This is a genomic window from Nonomuraea spiralis (assembly GCF_014648435.1).
GTDB lineage: Bacteria > Actinomycetota > Actinomycetes > Streptosporangiales > Streptosporangiaceae > Nonomuraea > Nonomuraea spiralis.
Map to the genome: position 1 here is coordinate 1 of NZ_BMRC01000032.1, position 18,261 is coordinate 18,261.

An 18,261-nucleotide genomic window follows, 5' to 3' on the forward strand; every position below is an offset into this window, starting at 1 on the left:
GATGCCGCAGTTCTGCCACTCCGGCGCGTGGTCACCGCCGACCGGCGGGGCCTGCGGGTAGCTGACCGCCTTGTCGGTGTGAACGCGGCTGCTCACGTTGATCGCCTGGACCTCGTCCAGGGACCGGCCGGCCCGGTCGGCCAGCACGAACGCCGTGCCCGCCGCGGCCACCCCGGCCGCCACCACCACCGAGGCGCTGATCATGACGACCCGGCGCCGGCGCTCCGCGCGCCGCTGCTCGGCCTGCAGCGCGGAGAGCCGCTCCTTGAGCGTGCCCTCGGCGTTCTTGCCCATCCGCCTACCTCCGACCACGTGCTTCTCGCGTACGTAACTTCTACAGCACGTAGAATATGGGAGCCATAAGTACGCGTCCCATCAGCGATCGGCCGCCGCGACCTCCCGGTACAGGTAGCCGGTCGCGATCGCGGTGATCTCGCCTTCCAGATCCGCGGCTTGCACGGGATCGCCGCTGAACCGGTGGACGAGCGACTCGATCATGGCGATCACGAACCGCGCCCGGCGTTCGGGATCGCCCGGCGACAGGTCCGGGTCGGCGCGCAGCAGCCGCGTCACGGCGGCCACCGCCTCGCCCTCGACCTGCCGGAAGCGGGCGAGCAACTCCTGCGGCCGCGGCGCCTGCTCGAACAGCACCTGGTGCAGCCGGGGATCCTCGGCGTGCATGCGCACCAGCGCCCGGGTCAGCTCCGGCACCCACCGGCTCGCCGGCCGCGGCTCGGCCAGCACCTCGGCGATCCGGTCCGTCGTCCCGGACGCGTAGCCGTGCCGGCTGAAAACGCGAGCTGAGGAATTCCTCATATTCTAGCCGCTCCTTCACCAAACCCCCGGGAGGTATCCCATGACGATGTCCGACGCCCGCCCGACGACCCCGCCCGTCCTCGCGGTCCTGCCGTTCCTGCTGCCGTACGGCGTCTACGTCCTGCACACCGTCGAGGAGCTGCCGGGCTTCGCCGACTGGGCCACCCGGCACTTCGGGCCGGAGACCACGAGCAACTTCGTCTTGTACCACGTCCCGCTGATGTTGCTGGTGCTGGTCTGCTCCTGGCTGGCCATCCGCCAGGAACGGCACGGGGCCTGGGTGGTGCTGGCCACCGCCTTCCAGTGGCAGTTCGCCGTCAACGCGCTGTTCCACCTGAGCACGTGGATCATCCTCGGCGAGTACTCGCCGGGCGCGGTCACCGCCGCCGTGGTGTCCCTCCCGGCCACCGCCTGCTACCTGGTGTGGTTACGGCGCACCGACCGGGTCAGCCCGCGCCAGATCGCCCTGGCCCTGGTCATCGGCACCCTCATCGCGGCCGCCGCGATCGGCTTCCTGTTCCTGTGAGGCCCGCGCGGCTTCCTGTGCCGCCCACGCGGCCGGCTCGGCGGCACATGCCTAGAGCGTGACGCACACCACCGGCGCGACCAGCACCGCCAGCGGCCCGCTCAGTTGCAGGACGGCCGCCGCGTAGACCACCGCCGGCACCCATCCGGGCCGGCCGCGACCGTCGAGCAGGCGCTGCAACCGCTCCACCACACCGGCGTCGGCCAGGGCGAACGTGCCGCTCGCCGCCGGGCCGGTGCCGCCGGCCGCCATGCGGACCAGGGCGCGGGCCAGCGGCAGCTCCCCGTGCGCCCGGCAGGCGTGGTCGTCGGCGATCATCTCCAGCAGCACGGCCACCGCCTGCCGCGCCGTACGGGCCGAGGGCAGCCAGGAGAACGCGTGCGACAGCGCCACGAAGGGCAACATCGCCAGGTGATGCCGCCCGCGCGCGTGGGCCCGCTCGTGCCGCAGGACGGCCTCCAGCTCGGCCGGGGTCAGCGTGTCGAGCGTGCCCTTGCTCAGCACGATGCGCCGCCGCCGGCCCGGTACGCAGTAGGCCAGTTGCCCGTCCACAGGCAACACGAAGGCGTCGTACGCCGGAAGGTGGTCGGCCACCAGGTCGATCAGCAGCCGTTGCCGACGCCGTTCCTGGACGGTCCGCCTGACGACGCGCGCTGTGTGGACGGTCAGCCAGCTCAGCAGGCCCACCGACCAGGCCAGCGCCAGCAGGTGCACCGGGCCGAGACCGTCCAGCCCGTGGCCGCCGGCGATCTGGCGTACGAGGGTGTGCATGCCGTGCGGGAACACCGCGGCCAGCGGCGCGACGGCGGCCACCAGCCCGAGGCCGACCGCCCCCAGCCCGGCCCCCAGCCCGATGGCCTGCCACAGGACGAGCGCCGCGCGTGGGCAGCGGTGTGCCCACGACGCTCCGGCCAGCGCGCGGGCGGCGCGGTCGCCCAGCGTCAGCGGCAGCAGGGCCACGCCCGCGGCGACGAACCAGGCGATCACCGCGTGGATCCGCTCTGCCCCTCCAGCGCCTCGCGCAGGGCGGCGGCCACCTCGGGCGTCACCGTGCCGACGAACCGCTGCACGGCCGCGACCACGTCGCCCGCCTCGTCGAGCGCCGCCCGCATGGTCTCGGCGACGAGCACGTCCTTGCTCGCGGTCGCCTTGTACAGGTGGGCCCGGCCGACGCGCTCGCGGGAGACCATGCCCTTGTTCGTCAGGCGCATCAGCACGGTCAGCACCGTCGTGACGGCGGGACGGGACGGCAGACCGGCCGCCAGATCGTGCGCGAACACGCCCTGTGGCTGCCGCCACAGAGCTTCCATGATCGACCGTTCGAGGTTGCCGAGCTGCATCTCACCCTCCTCGCGCCTTCTACCCCAGGTAGAAGGCTACTGCCTGCGGACGCGGGCTCGGCAACCGTCAGGAGCGGGCCTCGCTGCCCCTGGACATCTACGGCGTCATGGCCGACATGAGCCTGCCGGAGCTACACCGGCAGTCTGGTGCGGCGCTGGGTGACGTACGGCGCCGGCATCTACCTGTTGACCCTGGGGGTGAGCCCGGCCATCAGGGCCGGCATCGGCATCTCCCCGCAGAGCAGCCTCACCCGCACGATGACCCTGGTGTTCCCCTCGGTCAGCCAGGGGACGTTCAACTTCGTCCTCGAACTCCTGATGCTGGGGCTGACGTATCTCGTCCTGCCGAGGGACTTCAAGCTCAGGAACTTCCTGGCGCTGATCCCGGCCCTGGTCCTGGCCACGTTCCTCGACCTGAACCTGATGCTGACGAGCTGGATCGTGCTCGACGCGGACGTCGCCAAGTTCCTCCTCCTGGTGCTCGCGGACGCGACCCTGGCGTTCGGCCTGTTCCTGATGATCCGCGCCAATCTGGTGCTCATGCCGATCGACATGTTCGTCAACACGGTCTTCAGGCGGACGGGCTGCAAGTGGGGCAACATCAAGACGGTCTTCGACTGCACGCCGCTGGTCGTCTCGGCGGCGATCGGCCTGATCTTCCTCGGCGCCCCGAACTTCATCCGTGAGGGCACCATCATCAACGGCATCCTCGTCGGGCAGTACATCAAGCTGTACTTCTTCCTGTTCAAGAAGTTCTCCCGGAGCTGACGCTCATCCGCCGGCGGCGGGCCGCGCGAGACGTTCCAGGACCGGCCGGCGGCGGTGGCCGGGGATCCGGCAGGCGTCCATCGCGCGGCCTAGCAGCGCGCGGTCGAACCCGTGCGCGCCCAGGTGGGCGATGAGCGGATCGGACCGGTCCGGCCGGTCCCGCAGGAGTTCCGTGGCCAGCCGGAGCTCCAGCCGGACCGCCGGCACCTGGTGGGAGCCGCAGGCGATCAGCACGTGATGCCGCCACGGCCCGGCGCCGACGCATTCCAGGGCGTCGGAGTCGGTCTGCCGCTCGACGGTGCTGAGCTCCACCTCGACCCCGTTCACCACGTACCTGGTGAAGAACTGGGCGGATGCGGGCATCCATGACGCGGCATGCGGGCACGGGAACGACGACAGCGCCGCGGCGAAGGCCCGCAGATCGTCCCGGTCGGCCAGCAGGATGTCGATGTCCCCGGCGGGCAGCGGCACGCCCTGGAGGAGCGCGGCGGCCGTGCCGCACACCCGGTAGGGCACGCGGGTGCCGGCGGCTTCGAGCGCGTCGAGCGTCATGGCCAGTGTGGCGGTCGCGTCCGCCCGGTCGAGTGATCTGGTGTCGTGGCCCATGCCGGTCAACATAGTGATCGCGCGGGCGCTCGCGTCAGGGGTCGGGGAGAGCCGGATCCGGCGCTAGTCCTTGTCCCGTTCGTGCAGGAACTGGGCGATGGAGACCCAGGAGTCGGCGAGGCGTTCGAGCCGTTCCATGAGCGCCAGGTCCGTGATCGTCTCCGCGTTGTAGAGGAGACGGGCGGCGTTCGCGATGGCGATGTCCACCGTGGTGGTGACGTCTGGCTGGTTCACCGTGTGTTCCGTCCGTCTTGCTGCTCGGGGGTGGCCGGCGGCTTGGCGCGGCATGAGGAGCATAGGCCACGGTCACGCCGGGTGTCCTCCCGGTTTCGGCTCCCCCTCGTCTGTACGGACCCGCGGCCGGCCGTCCGTCCGGCGGCTCTCATAACGTTTTCCCGGCCACTTACCAAGAAGGGATGTAATCGACGAAGGGAGCACGGCCGGTGCGTCTCAGACAGGCGGGCATCGCTACGGACACGGACGCCTTCGAAGCGTTCTACCGACGCCATGTCGACGCGGTCACCTCGTTCCTCGCGCGCCGGGTCGACGACCCGCACACGGTCGCCGACCTGGTGGCCGAGGTGTTCGTCGCGGTGCTCGACTCCGCCCACACCTACCGGCCCGGCCGCGGCAGCGAGATCGCCTGGCTGTACGGCGTGGCCCGCAACGCCCTCTCGGCAGAGCGGCGGCGGGCGTTCAAGGAGACGAGACTGGCCGGTCGGGTCGGCGGACGAAGACCGCTCGACTCCGACGACATGACCGACCTCGTGGCCAGGATCGATGCCGAGAACCTGGCCAGACGGGCCTTCCTGGCCATGGCCGGACTGCCCGACGGTGATCGCGCGATGCTCGAACTGGTCGTCATCGACCAGCTCACGATCGGCGAGGCGGCCACCGCCCTGGGCATCCGGCAGGGAGCCGCCCGCGCCAGGTTACATCGCGCCCGCCACGCGCTCAGAGACACACCGGAGATGGCTCCCTTCGTCCTGGAAGGAATCCGATGAACTTCAGGGAGAACGTGCTGATGGAACTCAAGGCCGAGATCGAGGCCCGCAACGGGGTGCGACGCCGTACCAGGCGGCGGCTGTTCATGGGAGCGGCGGTGGCCGCCGTCGCGGCCGCGGCGGCCGTCGTCACGCCGTTCCTCAACGGCTCGGACGCCCCGGCGTACGCGGTCACCAAGAACACCGACGGCACGATCACGTTGAAGATCAACGAGCTCAGGGACCCCGTCCAGGTGGAGAAGGACCTGGCGGCGGCCGGCCTGGCCGCGGACGTCTCGTACCTCAAGCCCGGCACCCGCTGCGCCCCCGACCGCGGGATCACCGACTCCGGCCCCACCTTCACCAAGGAAGAGCTTGAGAGCAAGGACCCCGCGGTCCACAAGCGGATCAGGGAGGCGATCGAGAACTCCCCCAACGCGAAGGCGCTCCAGATGCGCGACGGCCAGGTCCGGATCAACCCGCGGCACATCAAGCCGGGTCAGACCGCCGTCATGGAGTTCATCGAGAACGGCGACCGGACCTCGGGGCCGGAGCAGCCCAGGGCCCTGTGGGAGTTCGGCGGATACCTGGTCAACGGGCCGGCCAAGCCCTGCAAGGTCGTGGACGACCCGTCCTGGGACAAGCTTCCCGACCCCAAGGAGCACCCCGAGGCGTACCCGCCGGCCGGTAGCTGAGCGATCGTGACGCCGTGACCGCCATACCGCGGATGGCGGTCACGGGCCCGGGACGGCGGGCTGAAGGGGAACGAAAGCGTATCCATAGCGGCGTCGCCTAGCGTCGTGACGGTCGCCGCGCGGTAGCCGGGGCGGCTGAACCGCCGGCCCGGGGCGGTGGACGGGGGTGCGGACGGGATGGCCGGCCACTGGGGCGCCGGCTTCTCCGAGGTGCCGAAGGACGCCGGCGACGGCTCGGCCCGGCGGCCCCTCGGTGCGCTGCGGCCCGGGGGTCCGCCGGGGGCGGTCAGGTCTCCCAGTCGAGAGTGCGGCTCACCGCGCGTTTCCAGCCCGCGTACCCCTTCTCGCGCTGCTCGTCGTTCCACTCCGGTTCCCAGCGCCGGTCCTCGGCCCAGTTGGCGCGCAGTGCGTCGGTGTCCTTCCAGTAGCCGACGGCCAGCCCGGCGGCGTACGCGGCGCCGAGCGCGGTGGTCTCGGCCACCACGGGACGGCTGACAGGCACGCCCAGGATGTCCGACTGGAGCTGCATGCACAGGTTGTTCGAGGTGACGCCGCCGTCGACCTTCAGCACGTCCAGCACCACTCCGGAGTCCTGCTGCATGGCCTCCACGACGTCCCTGCTCTGGTAGCAGATGGCCTCCAGCGTGGCCCGCGCGAGATGGGCATCCCGGTTGTAGCGGGACAGGCCGACGATCGCGCCGCGCGCGTCCGGCCGCCAGTACGGCGCGAACAACCCCGAGAACGCCGGGACGAAGTAGACCCCGCCGTTGTCGGCCACCTGCCTGGCCAGGTCCTCGCTCTGGGCGGAGGTGCGGATGATGTGCAATTGGTCGCGCAGCCACTGCACGGCCGACCCGGTCACGGCGATCGAGCCCTCCAGCGCGAACACGGCCGGCTGGCCGGCGAACTTGTAGGCGACGGTGGTGAGCAGGCCGCGCTCGGAGCGTACGAGCTCGGTGCCGGTGTTGAGGAGCATGAAGTTGCCGGTGCCGTAGGTGTTCTTGGCCTCGCCCGGCGAGAAGCAGACCTGGCCGACGGTGGCCGCCTGCTGGTCCCCGAGGATCCCGGTGATGGGCACCTCGCCGCCGAAGGGGCCGTACGCGGTGGTGCTGCCGTACGAGGGCGGCTCCGAGGACGGGCGGATCTCCGGCAACATCTCGCGCGGGATGCCGAAGAAGGACAGCAGTTCGTCGTCCCACTCCAGCGTCTCCAGGTCCATGAGCATCGTGCGGCTGGCGTTGGTCACGTCGGTGATGTGCACGCCGCCGCGCGCGCCGCCGGTGAGGTTCCACAGGGTCCAGGTGTCGGTGTTGCCGAAGACGGCCTCGCCGCGCCCGGCCGCCTGGCGTACGCCGTCGACGTTCTCCAGGATCCACTGGATCTTGCCGCCCGAGAAGTACGCGTCCGGCCGCAGGCCCGTCTTCCTGCGGATGACCTCGCCGCGGCCGTCCCGCTCGAGCTGGGCGGCGATCTTGTTGCTCCTGGTGTCCTGCCACACGATCGCGTTGCAGTACGGGCGGCCGGTGCGCGGGTTCCACACGACCGTGGTCTCGCGCTGGTTGGTGATGCCCACGGCGGCCAGGTCGGTGTCGTGCAGGCCGGTGCGCTGGAGCGCGGTCTCGATCACCGCCGAGGTCCTGGTCGAGATCTCGATCGGGTTGTGCTCCACCCAGCCCGCCCTGGGGAGGATCTGCTCGTGTTCGAGCTGGAACTTGCACACTTCCAGGCCGTTGTGGTTGAAGATCATGAAACGGGTGCTGGTGGTGCCCTGGTCGACGGCCCCCACGAAATCGGGCATGGTCGTTCTCCTCCGTTCGGGTCAGACGCGGCCCGCGTCCTCGATGTCGGGCTCGGGCTCGGGGAGGAACCGGGCGATCATCAGCTGGTAGAGCCCGGCGCCGGTCAGGCCGCCGATCAGGGGGCCGATGACGGGCACCCAGAAGTACAGGTCTCCGTACTGGTCCCGCCAGGCGCCGGAGTAGCCGGTCAGGAAGCTGGCCAGGCGCGGCCCGAAGTCGCGGGCGGGGTTGATCGCGTAGCCGGCGTCGGCGCCCCAGGCCATGCCGATGGCGACGATGAGCAGGCCGATGACCACCGGGCTGAGGTTGGCGCTGGGCGCGAGGTTGTGCGAGTCGGACAGGGCGTACAGGACGAACATCAGGATGGCGGTGCCGATGATCTGGTCGCGGAACCCGCCCCACATGCCCACCGGCAGCGTGCCGTTGCCGGGCAGGGTGGAGAAGACGATCTGGGTCTTCAGGGTGTGCTCGGGGTCCGTCATGTTCAAGACCTCGGTGTAGTTCCAGCGCACCAGCAGCGCACCGACGAACGCCCCCGCCGTCTGCGCCAGCGAGTACGGCACCACCTTTGCCCACGGGAACCCGCGGAAGGTCGCGAACGCCAGCGTGACGGCCGGGTTGAGGTGCGCGCCGGTGATCCGGCCCGCGACGTAGACGCCGAGCGCGACGCCGATGCCCCACGCCCAGGCGATGCTGTCGTGGTCGCCGACGCCGGCCGCGACCACCTGCGCGACCACGCCCACTCCGAACAGGATGAGCACCATCGTCCCGGCGAACTCGGCGATGAGCTCGCCGGTCAGTTCCAGCCGTTTGAGACGTTCGACCACTGCTGCCCCCGCTTTCGTGGTGTCGGCGTTGTGTGCCATTCCCCGAACCGGGAAACGTATACGGATCGTGAGCGTTTGCACACAAAGTGTTTTCGGGGGACGAATGAACATGACCGGGGCGATGGACGCCAGGAATCGGCAGGCCGCCATCGACCGGCTGGCCGGGCAGTCCTTCGACGTACTCGTGATCGGCGGCGGCGTGACCGGGGCGGGCGCCGCGCTCGACGCCGCCTCCCGCGGGCTGCGCGTCGCGCTCGTGGAGAGCCGCGACCTGGCGGCCGGCACGTCGAGCAGGTCCAGCAAGCTGATCCACGGTGGGCTGCGCTACCTGGAGCAGTTCGACTTCAAGCTGGTCCGCGAGGCGTTGAAGGAGCGCGACCTGCTGGTCTCGCGGCTGGCGCCGCACCTGGTCAAGCCGGTCACGTTCCTGTATCCGCTGCAGCACGGGCTCATCGAGCGGCCGTACGTGGGGGCCGGGCTGACGCTGTACGACACGCTGGAGGGCATGCGCCGTCCGATGCCGCGGCACCGGTACCTGTCGGTCAAGGAGTCACGCCGGATGGCCCCCGGGCTCCGCGCCGACGCGGTGTCCGGCAGCATGATCTACTTCGACGCGCAGGTGGACGACGCCCGTTTCACCCTCGCACTGGCCCGTACGGCCGTCGCGCACGGCGCCGTGGTCGCGACCCGGGCGCGGGTCACCGAGATGCTGCGCGACCAGGGCAGCGAACGGGTCGTCGGCGCGCGCGTGCACGACGAGGAGACCGGCCGCGACCTCGACGTCAAGGCCGACTCCGTGGTGGTGTGCGCGGGCGTGTGGACCGACCCGGTCAACGCGCTGCCCGGCTCCGCCCCGGCCGGGTTCAAGGTCAGGATGTCGAAGGGCGTGCACGTCATGGTGCCGGGCGAGGCCATCGCCTCCTCGACCGGCATGATCATCCCGACCGAGAAGAGCGTTCTGTTCATCATCCCGTGGACGCGGCGGCGCTGGATCGTCGGCACCACCGACACCGACTACGAGGGCGACCGGGAGGAGCCGGTGGCCACCGGCGAGGACATCGACTACATCCTCGGCCACGCCAACGCGGTGCTGGCCCGGCCGCTGACCCGCGACGACGTGGTGGGCGTCTACGTGGGGCTGCGCCCGCTGGTGGCGGCCGACGAGAGCTCGGCGACCACCAAGCTGTCCCGCGAGCACGTCGTGGACGTGCCGATGCCGGGACTGGCCACGATCGCCGGGGGCAAGTTCACCACGTACCGGGTCATGGCCAAGGACGTGATCGACGCCGCGCTGGAGGGCTTCGACGTGCCGGAGTCGGTCACCGACCGGCTGCCGCTGATCGGCGCGGACGGGCTGCCGGCGGTGAAGGCGTCCGTACGGCGCCTGGTCCAGGACCACGACGTGGACGCCGACGTCGTGAACCATCTCGTCCACCGCTACGGCACGCTCGCGCTGGAGGTGCTGGCCCTGGTCGACGAGGACCACTCGCTCGGCGAGCCGCTGGTGGAGGGGTGCCCGTGGGTCAAGGCCGAGGTCGTGTACGCCGTCACGCACGAGGGCGCCCTGCACGCCGAGGACGTCCTGTCGCGGCGGACCCGGATGCTGATCGAGGCGATCCCGCCCGCGCTCGACGCGGCCCCCGTGGTGGCGCGGCTGATGGCGGGGCTGCTCGGCTGGGACGAGGGCCGCGTTGAGGCGGAGGTGGCCCGCTGCCGGACCCTGATCGAGGCCGAGCTCAAGGCGCTGGCCGAGGCCACGGCCCCGCGCGAGGAGGCCGTCGCCGCGTCCTGACGGCCACTCGCCGCAGGTCAGTGCTGGAGGATGGTCAGCGACGGTTCGGGGGTGACCGTCAGGCGGGCCCGCCCGCCGATCGGGAACGTGGCCAGCGGGTGGGTGTGGCCGACGTCCACGTTGGCCAGGACGGGCACGCCGCCGAGCGCCGGCTGGTCGGCGACGATCCGCTCCAGCAGGGCCCGGGTCATGCGGCTGGCCTGCTGGAACCGTCCGATCACCAGCCCGCGCACACCCTCCGCGCCCGGGAGCTGGAGCAGCGAGGTGAGGTTACGGGCGAAGGTCGCCGGATGCGACTCCAGGTCGTCCTCGACGATCAGCAGCGCACCGTCGAGCGAGGGCATGTACGGCGTGCCCTGCAACAGGTTGAGCGTGCACAGGTTGCCGCCGACGACGTGCCCCTCGGCCGCGCCGGGCCGCAGCGCCCACCACCCGTCACCGGGGATCGGCTCACGCTTGTCCTGGTCGAGGAACCACAGGTCGTCGGTCCAGTACGCGGCCGCCGACAACTCGACCGGCGCGGTGCCGAACAACACCGAGGTGAACCACTCCAGGGTCTGCTCGAAGTGGTCCCGCATCCCGAACGTCGACCAGTGGGGCCCCGAGTACGTGACCAGCCCGGCGCGGGCGAGGGCCGCGTTCTGCAGGGCGGTGATGTCGGAGTAGCCGCACAGGATCTTCGGGTTGGCCCGGATCAGCTCCCAGTCCAGGTACGGCAGGAGCTGGTTGCAGTTGTAGCCGCCGATGACCGTCAGGACCGCCGCCACGGACGGATCGGCGAAGGCGTCGTGCAGGTCGGCGACCCGGGAGGCGATGGGGCTGGAGTCGAAGGCGTCCCGTTCGTCCACGTGGCGGCCGTAGGTGAGGGTCAGGCCGAGGTCGGCGAAGCGGGCGTCGATGAGGGCGGTGTGGTCGTGCTCCACGACCATCGCGCGCGAGCAGGCCGGCGCGACCACGCGGACGGTGTCGCCCGCCCTGAGCTTCGGAGGGAAGATCACATCCATCTAGCGAAGCATAGGCGAGCCGGCCTCCGCCTCCTGCCACACCTCGAACGAGGCCAGGTCGGCGCCGTCGCCGCAGACCGGGCACCCGTCCGGGTCGCGCGGCCACTGCGACATGACCTCCAGCTCCCCGGTCTCGAAGTGCACGTCGAGCTGCCTGCCGAGGGCGATCGGCTCGGCATGGCCGGTGACCAGCCGGACCGCCTCGCCGCTGATCAGCGACGCGACCAGGGCGATGTGCGGGGCGAACGCGATGGTCACCCGGCCGTGCTCGACCCGCAGCGCCCCGGCGAGCTGCGACAGGTAGCTCGGGTCGGCCCGCGAGTAGTACAGGTGCAGGCAGTCCATGCACCCCGTCCGGTGCGGCCGGACCGAGAACAACCGCCCCCGGGTGACGAACGAGCCCCCGCAGACGTACGGCACGCCCTCCTTGACGCAGCCCGCGTTCACCCGCCGCTGGGCGACGAACGGCGGCTCGTCGATCGCGCAGATCGCCACGTCGGCGCCCCGGACGAGCTGGGCGACGTCCGCGGCCGACTCGATCCTGCGCTGCACGGCGGTGAACTCGACGTCGGGGTTCACCTCCTTGGCCACCCGCGCGGCGACGGCGGTCTTGTACGAGCCGAGGTCGCTCTCCCGGTAGAGGAACTGCCGGTTCAGGTTGCCCAGCTCGACCCGGTCGTAGTCCACGGCCGTGATCCTGCCGAAGCCGGCCGCGAGCAGCATGGGCAGGATGTAGGAGCCGCCGCCGCCCAGCCCGAACAGCACGCAGTGCGCCACGCGCAGCCTGTCCTGCGGCTGCTCGCGGGCGGCGGACAGGCCGGCGTAGTGGCTGAAGTAGTTGACGTTGCCCTGGTAGCGGCCCTCGTCGTAGGGGGTGGGGCGGGCGTACTCAAGGAAGCCGCGCCCGTCCAGGTCGCGTACGGCGGTGAGCACGTCGTCCACGCCGATGCCCGGGTGCGCCCGGCCGACCTCCTCGGCGACCTCGCCGAGCGGCCGGGTGCCGTCGAGCGCCTCGACGAGGGTCCAGAGTTGCCCGTACGGGTCGGTGAAGTCCACGGTGACGCCGGCCTGGGCGCCGATGCGGAAACGTGTGCCGTCCAGGCGGTACACGGGGTAAATGGGCTTGACGCGAATGTGTCTGTCCAGAGAGATGGTCATCGTCGTTCGTCCTTGTTCGCCGTCGGTTCGGAAATGGCCGGACGGGCATCCGGGGGGCGGCCGTTCCCCCCGGATGCCCGGAAACTGTCTGCCGCTCAACGCGGGTCTACCGTCGGACTCAGAAAACGATCCAGCTCACCTCGACCGGCGCGTCAGTGCCCAGGTCGCTCATCTCGTACGTCATGTGATTCACCTCCCTTCGCGAATGCCCGGACCGGCCCGGAGACGAGGCCGGCCACACCCGCCGCGGCCACGAGCACGGCCCCGAGGAGGAACACCGTCCTCGGTCCGGCCGCGGAAGCCATGAGTCCCGCGAGCAGCGCGCCCACGGGGAAGATCCCGAACGAGGCCACCAGCAGCGCCCCGGACACCCGCCCGCGGACCGCCGCGGGCAGCGTGGTGTGCACGACGGTGATCAGCAGCACGTTGCCCGCCGCGTTGGCCGCGCCCGCGCCGAGGAAGAGCGCCGCGGGCCACACCTGGCCCCCGACCAGGCCGACCGCGCCGAGCAGCGCGGCCTGCGGCAACATCAGCAGGACCGCCGCGCGCACCGGGTTACGCGGGGCGCGCAGTACGCCCGCCGCGACGCTGCCCGCGAGCGCGCCGAGCCCGAAGGCGCCCAGCACGATCCCGTACGCGGTGGAGAACGTCGCCGGCGCGCTCTCGTGCAGCAGCGCAGGCAGCCCGACCTCCAGGATCCCGGCGAACCCGAGATTGCCGACGGCGGCCACCGTCAGGATGACCCTGAACAGCGGGAACCCGCGTACGACGGCCCACATCCCGGCTCCGCTGCGGCCCTGCTCCCGGCGTGCCAGGTCCGGGCGCGGGCGGACGAACCAGAGGGTCGCGACCGACACCACGAAGGAGGCCGCGTCCACGGCGAGCGCGGGCCCCGGGCCCAGCCGGGCGACGAACACGCCCGCGACCACCGGCCCGGTCAGCGCGACGGCCTGCGCGGTCGCGTAGTTGCGGCTGTTGGCCGTCTGGACCCGCGACTCCTCGACGACGTCGGGGATGACGGCGAAGTTCGCCGGCAGGAAGGCGCCCCCGGCCAGGCCGAGCACCGCCGTGGCCGCGCCCAGCGCCCACAGCCGGTCCTCGCCGTTCCAGGCGAGGGCGCACAGCAGGCCGGCGGCCGGGGCACGGACGACGTCGGCCGCCAGCATGACCGGCCTGGGCGTCCAGCGGTCCGCGACCGGGCCGCCGAGCAGCAGGCCGAGCAGCCGGAAGACGCCGTAGACCGTCAGCACCGTTCCCAGGGCCGCGCTGCCGTGCCGCGGCAACACGATTCCCGGAAGGGCGACGACGAAGAACTGGTCGCCGAAACCGGAGAATCCCTGCCCGGCGACGAGCAAGGCCAAGGAGGACACCGGGGAACGGCGCCGCCCGCTGCCGCGCTCGGCGGGAATCGAGTACTTCGACGACTGGCTCACGAAATGTAGGGCGTTCCATCATGTTCCGGGGCCGTTCCACCGACTGTCACGGGATCGGCCCTTTGGGGTGCGCGGACGTCCGGGCGGCGCGCCGGATGTGGGGAACTCCGGGGTGAGGTCCGTCCTGGCGCCTAGGGTGTTTGCCATGGTCAAGTGGCTTGTACTCCTGCTGGCTTGCGCGTTGACCGGGTGCGCCGGTCCCGTCGGGACGGCCGGGCGCACGTCCTCGCCGGCCCCGCCGGCCGCGTCCGGGCCGGCGAGCACGGCGCCCGAAGGCGCGGGCGCCGCCGGGGCCCCGGACAGCGCCGCCGAGGCCCCGGACAGCGCCGACGGCGACCGGTTCAGCGCGTGCGCGGACGCGCGGTGCGAGGTCAGTCTCGCGGCGGGCGACGTGCTGCGGTTCGGGCGGCGCTACGGGATCTCCCGGTTCGCCGTCGAAAGCGTCCGGGGCGACAAGGTCACGTGGGAGGCGAACTTCACCTCCGGCGGGAACATGAGCACCCAGGGCGAGCAGGGCGGCTCGTCCAGCTGCCGGTTCGACGGCTCCCGTGGCTGCTCGGGATACATCCGGGGTGTCACCACGCTCACCCTGAACGACGTCATCCTGCGTTTCCTGTCCTTCGACGAAGGTCGCGCCGTCGTACGGGTGACGCCGAAACAATGAGCGCCGGGCGGCGTGCCCACGATGCGGCCCGATCGCGCTGACCGGCCTCGGCCTGCACCAGGCGACCGGGGACGAGCTCTACGACTCGCCGGGCAGCGTGCTGATCGGGATCCTGCTGGTCGCGATGCAGGCCATGTCCGCGGTCGAGGAAGGGCGGGGGCGGGGGACGCGGGCGGGTGGGTGCGGGTCCTGGAGCATCGCCCTGATCTCCTGGCCGATCGTGTCCATGGCGGCGCTCAGGTCGCGCAGCAGCCGGTCGGCCACGGCCGGGTCGGTGCGCAGGCCGGAGGTGGCCCGGTCGACCGTCCCGGCCAGGTCGCGCAGGGCCGTGCCGAGCCCTTCGTGCAGGTCGCGGTGGAGGCGGCGGCGTTCCTCGTCGCGGATGGCCAGCACCCGTTCCCTGGTACGGCGCAGGTCGGCGGCCACCGCCACGGCGTGGGCGGCGTCGGCGACGTACGGGGTGATCGCGTCGAGCGTCCGCGGGTCGGCGGGCGGGCCGATCAGCAGGCGGCCCACCGTACGACCGTGCCACGTCAGCGGTACGTCGTGGACCGCCGTACGCGGATCGCCCGCGGTGATCCGGGAGCCGGCCACCTCCACGGCGACGCCGTCGGCCGGCAGGCCCTCGCGTACCAGCTCGACCACGGCGGCCAGCGCGGCCTGCGGGCCGGTCGAGGAGATGGCCTCCTGAAGGCGCCGCCCCAGCGCCTCCGGCCCGCCGGCCGGGCGCCATCCCCGTACACAGGCGCCGTACAGGCGGGCGAGCAGGCGGCGCACCCGTGCCGGCGTGGTGGGGGTGCTCACGGCAGTTGCCGGAGGCCGGCCACCGTCGCGAGCACGACCAGCGCGGCGCCGAGCCCGAGCCAGACCCAGCGCCGCCGGGAGTCGCGGGTCATCGCCAGCGCCCCGGCGCCCAGGCCGAGCGCCAGCAGGTAGAGCGCGTGCCAGGCGGGCGACCCGAAGATGAACCCCACACCCTCCAGGTACGGCGGCGGCCCCCAGAGGGCGAACTCGACGTAGAAACCCAGCAGGGTCAGCGACGAGTCCACCGGCTCCACGACCCGGCTGACCGTGACCAGTACGAGCATCACCAGGACCGGCGCCCCCGGCCAGGGCAGCCATCGGGCCACGGCCACCCCCAGCAGGCAGGCGCCGAGCACGCACAACGGCCCCGCGCCGATCTCATAGACGCTCGGGAACCGCTCCAGCTCCACGTCCGCGAGCGTGTAGACGCCTGCCAGGATCGCCTGGACCGCGCAGGCCAGCAGGAACGGCCCCAGCCCGGCCAGGCAGGAGGCCGCCGTGCGCAGTTCGCGGCCGACGGGCGTGGCGGCCAGCATCTCGTCCGCGCCCGCACGCCTGGAGGCCGAGGCGGTGAGCGCCGCCGCGAAGAAGACCGGCACTCCCCAGGGGAGCACGAGCCCGTTGGTGAGCGCGCTGTAGGCGGGTCGCGGCGCCCATTCCAGGGTGGCGAGGGTGAGCAGGTACAGGGCGAGCCCTGTGATCGCGAGCGGGTGCAGCATCAGCCGCAGGGCCTCGGCCGCCGCGAGCGCGCGCAGCGGCCGTACGGAGGCGCCGCCCTCCAGCGTCTCCGGTTCCAGGGCATCGGGGTCGTGCGACGTCCGGGGGGCGAGGCTCATGGGGTCGGCTCCGTGAGGTGGTCGGCGAGCAGCAGCAGGTATCCGTCCTCCACGGTCGGGTCCGCGGGACGGGCGGTCTCCGGTACGGGGCCGACGCCGCGGTACAGCCCGTCGCCGGTACGCCGCGCGAGCCCGCCGGCCTTCTCCGGCGACACCCAGACCCGCCCCTCGGCCAGCGCCCGCAGCTCCCCCGGCGTGCCCGCGAACGCGCACCGGCCCGCCTTCAGCACGGCGACCCGGTCGCAGAGGGCGGCGACGTCCTCGGTCTGGTGGGTGGACAACACGACCGTCCGGTCCTGTCCGAGGCGGGCGATCAGCTCGCCGAACGACAACCGCTGCTCCGGGTCCAGCCCGGCGGCCGGCTCGTCGAGCAGGATCAGCTCCGGCTCGCCGAGCAGGGCCTGGGCGATGCCGAGCCGCCGCCGCATGCCGCCCGACAGGGTGCGTACGCGCCTGCCGCCGACGGCGGTGAGCCCGACCTCCTCGATCACCCGGCGCACCTCGTCGTGCCTGGAGCGGCGGTGTGTCATCTCCTTCAGGATCGCGACGTAGTCGACGAACTCGAAGACGGTGAAGCCGCGCTGGAAGCCCGGCTCCTGCGGCAGGTAGCCGAGCCGCCGCCGGATCTCCAGCCGGTCGGCGCCCGGGTCGCGGCCGAGCAGCCGCAGCTCGCCGCCGTCGGGCGCGAGGACGGTCGCGAGGACCCGGATCAGCGTGCTCTTGCCCGCGCCGTTCGGGCCGAGCAGGCCGGTGACCCCCTTGCCCGCGGTGAGGGTGAGCCCGTCCAGGGCCCGGCTGCGGCCGTAGGTCTTCACCAGGCCGACTGCCTCGATCATGAGAACTCCCTGCGGCGGACGGCGAGCAGGACGACGGACACGACGGTGACGGCCAGATATCCGGCCTGTCCGGCGGAGCCGAACATGACCAGGTCCGGCGCGCGCACGTTGGTGGCGACGACCGCGGCCACCCAGGGCACGGTCACCGCGACGGCGCAGCGGCGCGGGTCGTACCGGCTGGACAGCGCCAGCGTCAGCGAGGTGAGGGCGAGCGAGGGCAGCAACCACGCGGCCGCCGTCCAGCCGCCGCCGGGCAGGCTCAGGCCGGCCGCCAGCGCCAGCACCGACGAGGACGCCAGCACGGCGGCGGCCCGCATCAACATCAGCCGGAACATGGAGTACGGCGCGGCCAGCCCGATCTCGTAGGCCGGATCGCCGTCCCGCCCGAAGGCCACGGCGACCCCGGCCACCGGCACGATCGGGGCCAGCGTGAGGAACGTCAGCAGCCCCCACCGGGTCGTCTCCCCCGAGGCCAGCGCGGCGAAGAACAGCGCCACTGCGCTGGCCGCCAACCACGGAAGCCGCAGCGAGGCGGCGGCGCCCAGCAGCCGCGCCGTGGACTCGGGCACGCCGAGCGTCCGCAGCAGCCGTTCGACCGGGCGGGGGGCGGGCGCGTCCACGGTGTCGGCGATCTCATCCCAGACCCGGTCCAGGCGGGCCTTCGGGACCTGCGCGGCCAGCAGGGCGCGGCACCGCGCGCAGGCGAGCAGGTGGGCCTCGACGGAGGCGGCCGGCGTCGCGGGCAGCTCGCCCACGGCGTACGCGGCGGCCATGCCGTCGTCCATGTGCCAGGTGCTCACGCCAGTTCCTCCCTCAGCAGCGCGCGGGCGCGCATCATCCGGGTCTTGACCGTCCCCACCGGGATGCCGAGCAGCCGTCCGGCCTCGCGGGTGGTCAGTCCGTCCAGCACGGTCGCCTGCACCACGGCGCGCAGCTCCGGGGAGAGCTGGTTCAGCGCCCGGCCGAGCTCGCCGTACTCGATGCCGAGCAGCACCTGCTCCTCGGCGGAGACCATGACCTGCTCGTGGGCGGGCAGCACCGCCGCGGGGCGGCGGCGCAGGTGGTCCAGCAGGCGGCGCACGCCGATCCCCCAGATCCAGGCGGCGACCTCGCCGCGCCCCTTCCACGTGCGCGCGGTACGCCAGACCGCGACGAAGGTGTCCTGGACCGCCTCGTCCACCACGGCGGGGTCGGCGCAGCGGCGGGTGAGCCGGAGGATCAGCCAGGGCGCGTGCCGGGCATAGAGGACTTCCAGCGCACGCCGGTCGCCGGCGCCGACGGCCTCCAGCAACCGGGCGTCCTGCCACGTCTCGTGCTCGCTCACGGGAGCCCGTTCATCGGTGTCATGCCTCTCTGTCGCATCCTTTCGCTCCG

General features: G+C 72.3%; 22 protein-coding genes. 6 read left to right on the plus strand and 16 right to left on the minus strand.

What is annotated here, in order from left to right; genetic code table 11:
• Both IEZ27_RS44735 and IEZ27_RS44740 read right to left on the minus strand, forming a co-directional pair.
• On the minus strand, window positions 1-294 hold a 294-nt coding region (locus tag IEZ27_RS44735), incomplete at its 3' end, for a DUF3105 domain-containing protein (RefSeq protein ID WP_189652818.1).
• 81 nt (window positions 295-375) lie between these two features.
• On the minus strand, window positions 376-816 hold the full coding sequence (locus IEZ27_RS44740) for a hypothetical protein (RefSeq protein ID WP_189652819.1): 441 nt from the start codon (window positions 814-816) through the stop codon (window positions 376-378).
• A 40-nt stretch (window positions 817-856) separates the two neighbouring features.
• On the opposite strand from IEZ27_RS44740, the gene IEZ27_RS44745 reads away from it, so the two are divergent.
• Complete coding sequence (locus IEZ27_RS44745) at window positions 857-1,342, plus strand: HXXEE domain-containing protein (RefSeq protein ID WP_189652820.1); 486 nt, start codon at window positions 857-859, stop codon at window positions 1,340-1,342.
• Between the two features lie 51 nt (window positions 1,343-1,393).
• Here IEZ27_RS44745 and IEZ27_RS44750 read toward each other — a convergent pair whose 3' ends face one another.
• Both IEZ27_RS44750 and IEZ27_RS44755 read right to left on the minus strand, forming a co-directional pair.
• Window positions 1,394-2,329 carry a M56 family metallopeptidase gene (locus IEZ27_RS44750; RefSeq protein ID WP_189652821.1) on the minus strand — a complete coding sequence of 312 codons (936 nt, stop codon included), beginning with the start codon at window positions 2,327-2,329 and terminating at the stop codon, window positions 1,394-1,396.
• Complete coding sequence (locus IEZ27_RS44755; RefSeq protein ID WP_189652822.1) at window positions 2,326-2,682, minus strand: BlaI/MecI/CopY family transcriptional regulator; 357 nt, start codon at window positions 2,680-2,682, stop codon at window positions 2,326-2,328. Before IEZ27_RS44755 ends, IEZ27_RS44750 begins: the two co-directional genes overlap by 4 nt.
• Window positions 2,683-2,829: 147 nt before the next feature.
• Here IEZ27_RS44755 and IEZ27_RS44760 point away from each other — a divergent pair, with 147 nt between their 5' ends.
• Complete coding sequence (locus IEZ27_RS44760) at window positions 2,830-3,450, plus strand: YczE/YyaS/YitT family protein (RefSeq protein ID WP_229824909.1); 621 nt, start codon at window positions 2,830-2,832, stop codon at window positions 3,448-3,450.
• A gap of 3 nt (window positions 3,451-3,453) precedes the next feature.
• On the opposite strand, the gene IEZ27_RS44765 is transcribed toward IEZ27_RS44760, so the two are convergent.
• Both IEZ27_RS44765 and IEZ27_RS44770 read right to left on the minus strand, forming a co-directional pair.
• Window positions 3,454-4,056, minus strand: coding sequence for a hypothetical protein (locus IEZ27_RS44765; protein ID WP_189652823.1), 603 nt, complete (start codon window positions 4,054-4,056; stop codon window positions 3,454-3,456).
• Between the two features lie 63 nt (window positions 4,057-4,119).
• Window positions 4,120-4,290: a hypothetical protein gene (locus IEZ27_RS44770; RefSeq protein ID WP_185845174.1), complete on the minus strand. Its 171-nt coding sequence runs from the start codon at window positions 4,288-4,290 to the stop codon at window positions 4,120-4,122.
• Between the two features lie 209 nt (window positions 4,291-4,499).
• On the opposite strand from IEZ27_RS44770, the gene IEZ27_RS44775 reads away from it, so the two are divergent.
• Window positions 4,500-5,060: an RNA polymerase sigma factor gene (locus IEZ27_RS44775; RefSeq protein ID WP_125645509.1), complete on the plus strand. Its 561-nt coding sequence runs from the start codon at window positions 4,500-4,502 to the stop codon at window positions 5,058-5,060.
• Complete coding sequence (locus tag IEZ27_RS44780; RefSeq protein ID WP_189652824.1) at window positions 5,057-5,734, plus strand: hypothetical protein; 678 nt, start codon at window positions 5,057-5,059, stop codon at window positions 5,732-5,734. The genes IEZ27_RS44775 and IEZ27_RS44780 overlap by 4 nt, the downstream gene beginning before the upstream one ends.
• 286 nt (window positions 5,735-6,020) lie before the next feature.
• On the opposite strand, the gene glpK is transcribed toward IEZ27_RS44780, so the two are convergent.
• Window positions 6,021-7,532, minus strand: coding sequence for a glycerol kinase GlpK (gene glpK / locus IEZ27_RS44785; protein ID WP_189652825.1), 1,512 nt, complete (start codon window positions 7,530-7,532; stop codon window positions 6,021-6,023).
• 21 nt (window positions 7,533-7,553) lie between these two features.
• Window positions 7,554-8,399 (minus strand): MIP/aquaporin family protein, encoded by an 846-nt coding sequence (locus IEZ27_RS44790; RefSeq protein ID WP_189652826.1) that lies wholly within the window; start codon window positions 8,397-8,399, stop codon window positions 7,554-7,556.
• 70 nt (window positions 8,400-8,469) lie between these two features.
• On the opposite strand from IEZ27_RS44790, the gene IEZ27_RS44795 reads away from it, so the two are divergent.
• A complete protein-coding gene (locus IEZ27_RS44795; protein WP_229824910.1) occupies window positions 8,470-10,152 on the plus strand; it encodes a glycerol-3-phosphate dehydrogenase/oxidase in 1,683 nt (560 codons plus the stop codon).
• Window positions 10,153-10,169: 17 nt separating this feature from the next.
• Here the strand turns inward: IEZ27_RS44795 and IEZ27_RS44800 are convergent, their stop codons facing one another.
• The 3 genes from IEZ27_RS44800 to IEZ27_RS44810 form a co-directional block, all read right to left on the minus strand.
• Entirely contained in the window at window positions 10,170-11,156 is a 987-nt protein-coding gene (locus IEZ27_RS44800; RefSeq protein ID WP_229824911.1) for a S66 family peptidase, read from the minus strand.
• Window positions 11,157-12,314, minus strand: a complete 1,158-nt coding sequence (locus IEZ27_RS44805; RefSeq protein ID WP_189652828.1) for a ThiF family adenylyltransferase — start codon at window positions 12,312-12,314, stop codon at window positions 11,157-11,159. It abuts the gene before it with no gap.
• A 152-nt stretch (window positions 12,315-12,466) separates the two neighbouring features.
• Window positions 12,467-13,747: an MFS transporter gene (locus IEZ27_RS44810; RefSeq protein WP_189652829.1), complete on the minus strand. Its 1,281-nt coding sequence runs from the start codon at window positions 13,745-13,747 to the stop codon at window positions 12,467-12,469.
• Window positions 13,748-13,892: 145 nt separating this feature from the next.
• Here IEZ27_RS44810 and IEZ27_RS44815 point away from each other — a divergent pair, with 145 nt between their 5' ends.
• The gene (locus IEZ27_RS44815; protein WP_189652830.1) at window positions 13,893-14,411 is read left to right on the plus strand and encodes a hypothetical protein; all 519 of its coding nucleotides are present in this window, start codon (window positions 13,893-13,895) and stop codon (window positions 14,409-14,411) included.
• 78 nt (window positions 14,412-14,489) lie between these two features.
• Here the strand turns inward: IEZ27_RS44815 and IEZ27_RS44820 are convergent, their stop codons facing one another.
• The 5 genes from IEZ27_RS44820 to IEZ27_RS44840 are packed head-to-tail and all read right to left on the minus strand — an operon-like array spanning window position 14,490 to window position 18,211.
• The gene (locus IEZ27_RS44820; protein WP_189652831.1) at window positions 14,490-15,215 is read right to left on the minus strand and encodes a sensor histidine kinase; all 726 of its coding nucleotides are present in this window, start codon (window positions 15,213-15,215) and stop codon (window positions 14,490-14,492) included.
• Window positions 15,212-16,051 carry a hypothetical protein gene (locus IEZ27_RS44825; protein ID WP_189652832.1) on the minus strand — a complete coding sequence of 280 codons (840 nt, stop codon included), beginning with the start codon at window positions 16,049-16,051 and terminating at the stop codon, window positions 15,212-15,214. Before IEZ27_RS44825 ends, IEZ27_RS44820 begins: the two co-directional genes overlap by 4 nt.
• Window positions 16,048-16,887 carry an ABC transporter ATP-binding protein gene (locus IEZ27_RS44830; RefSeq protein ID WP_189652833.1) on the minus strand — a complete coding sequence of 280 codons (840 nt, stop codon included), beginning with the start codon at window positions 16,885-16,887 and terminating at the stop codon, window positions 16,048-16,050. Before IEZ27_RS44830 ends, IEZ27_RS44825 begins: the two co-directional genes overlap by 4 nt.
• Complete coding sequence (locus IEZ27_RS44835) at window positions 16,884-17,687, minus strand: zf-HC2 domain-containing protein (protein WP_189652834.1); 804 nt, start codon at window positions 17,685-17,687, stop codon at window positions 16,884-16,886. The genes IEZ27_RS44830 and IEZ27_RS44835 overlap by 4 nt, the downstream gene beginning before the upstream one ends.
• Window positions 17,684-18,211, minus strand: coding sequence for an RNA polymerase sigma factor (locus IEZ27_RS44840; protein ID WP_229824912.1), 528 nt, complete (start codon window positions 18,209-18,211; stop codon window positions 17,684-17,686). Before IEZ27_RS44840 ends, IEZ27_RS44835 begins: the two co-directional genes overlap by 4 nt.
• Between the last annotated feature and the right edge of the window lie 50 nt (window positions 18,212-18,261).

Excerpts from the sequence above, each read along its gene's own strand:
- IEZ27_RS44740 (WP_189652819.1), bottom strand. The coding sequence starts at position 816 with ATGAGGAATTCCTCAGCTCGCGTTTTCAGCCGGCACGGCTACGCGTCC.
- IEZ27_RS44745 (WP_189652820.1), top strand. The coding sequence starts at position 857 with ATGACGATGTCCGACGCCCGCCCGACGACCCCGCCCGTCCTCGCGGTC.
- IEZ27_RS44755 (WP_189652822.1), bottom strand. The coding sequence starts at position 2,682 with ATGCAGCTCGGCAACCTCGAACGGTCGATCATGGAAGCTCTGTGGCGG.
- IEZ27_RS44765 (WP_189652823.1), bottom strand. The coding sequence starts at position 4,056 with ATGGGCCACGACACCAGATCACTCGACCGGGCGGACGCGACCGCCACA.
- IEZ27_RS44780 (WP_189652824.1), top strand. The coding sequence starts at position 5,057 with ATGAACTTCAGGGAGAACGTGCTGATGGAACTCAAGGCCGAGATCGAG.
- glpK (WP_189652825.1), bottom strand. The coding sequence starts at position 7,532 with ATGCCCGATTTCGTGGGGGCCGTCGACCAGGGCACCACCAGCACCCGT.
- IEZ27_RS44790 (WP_189652826.1), bottom strand. The coding sequence starts at position 8,399 with ATGGCACACAACGCCGACACCACGAAAGCGGGGGCAGCAGTGGTCGAA.
- IEZ27_RS44795 (WP_229824910.1), top strand. The coding sequence starts at position 8,470 with ATGACCGGGGCGATGGACGCCAGGAATCGGCAGGCCGCCATCGACCGG.
- IEZ27_RS44800 (WP_229824911.1), bottom strand. The coding sequence starts at position 11,156 with ATGGATGTGATCTTCCCTCCGAAGCTCAGGGCGGGCGACACCGTCCGC.
- IEZ27_RS44805 (WP_189652828.1), bottom strand. The coding sequence starts at position 12,314 with ATGACCATCTCTCTGGACAGACACATTCGCGTCAAGCCCATTTACCCC.
- IEZ27_RS44815 (WP_189652830.1), top strand. The coding sequence starts at position 13,893 with ATGGTCAAGTGGCTTGTACTCCTGCTGGCTTGCGCGTTGACCGGGTGC.
- IEZ27_RS44825 (WP_189652832.1), bottom strand. The coding sequence starts at position 16,051 with ATGAGCCTCGCCCCCCGGACGTCGCACGACCCCGATGCCCTGGAACCG.
- IEZ27_RS44830 (WP_189652833.1), bottom strand. The coding sequence starts at position 16,887 with ATGATCGAGGCAGTCGGCCTGGTGAAGACCTACGGCCGCAGCCGGGCC.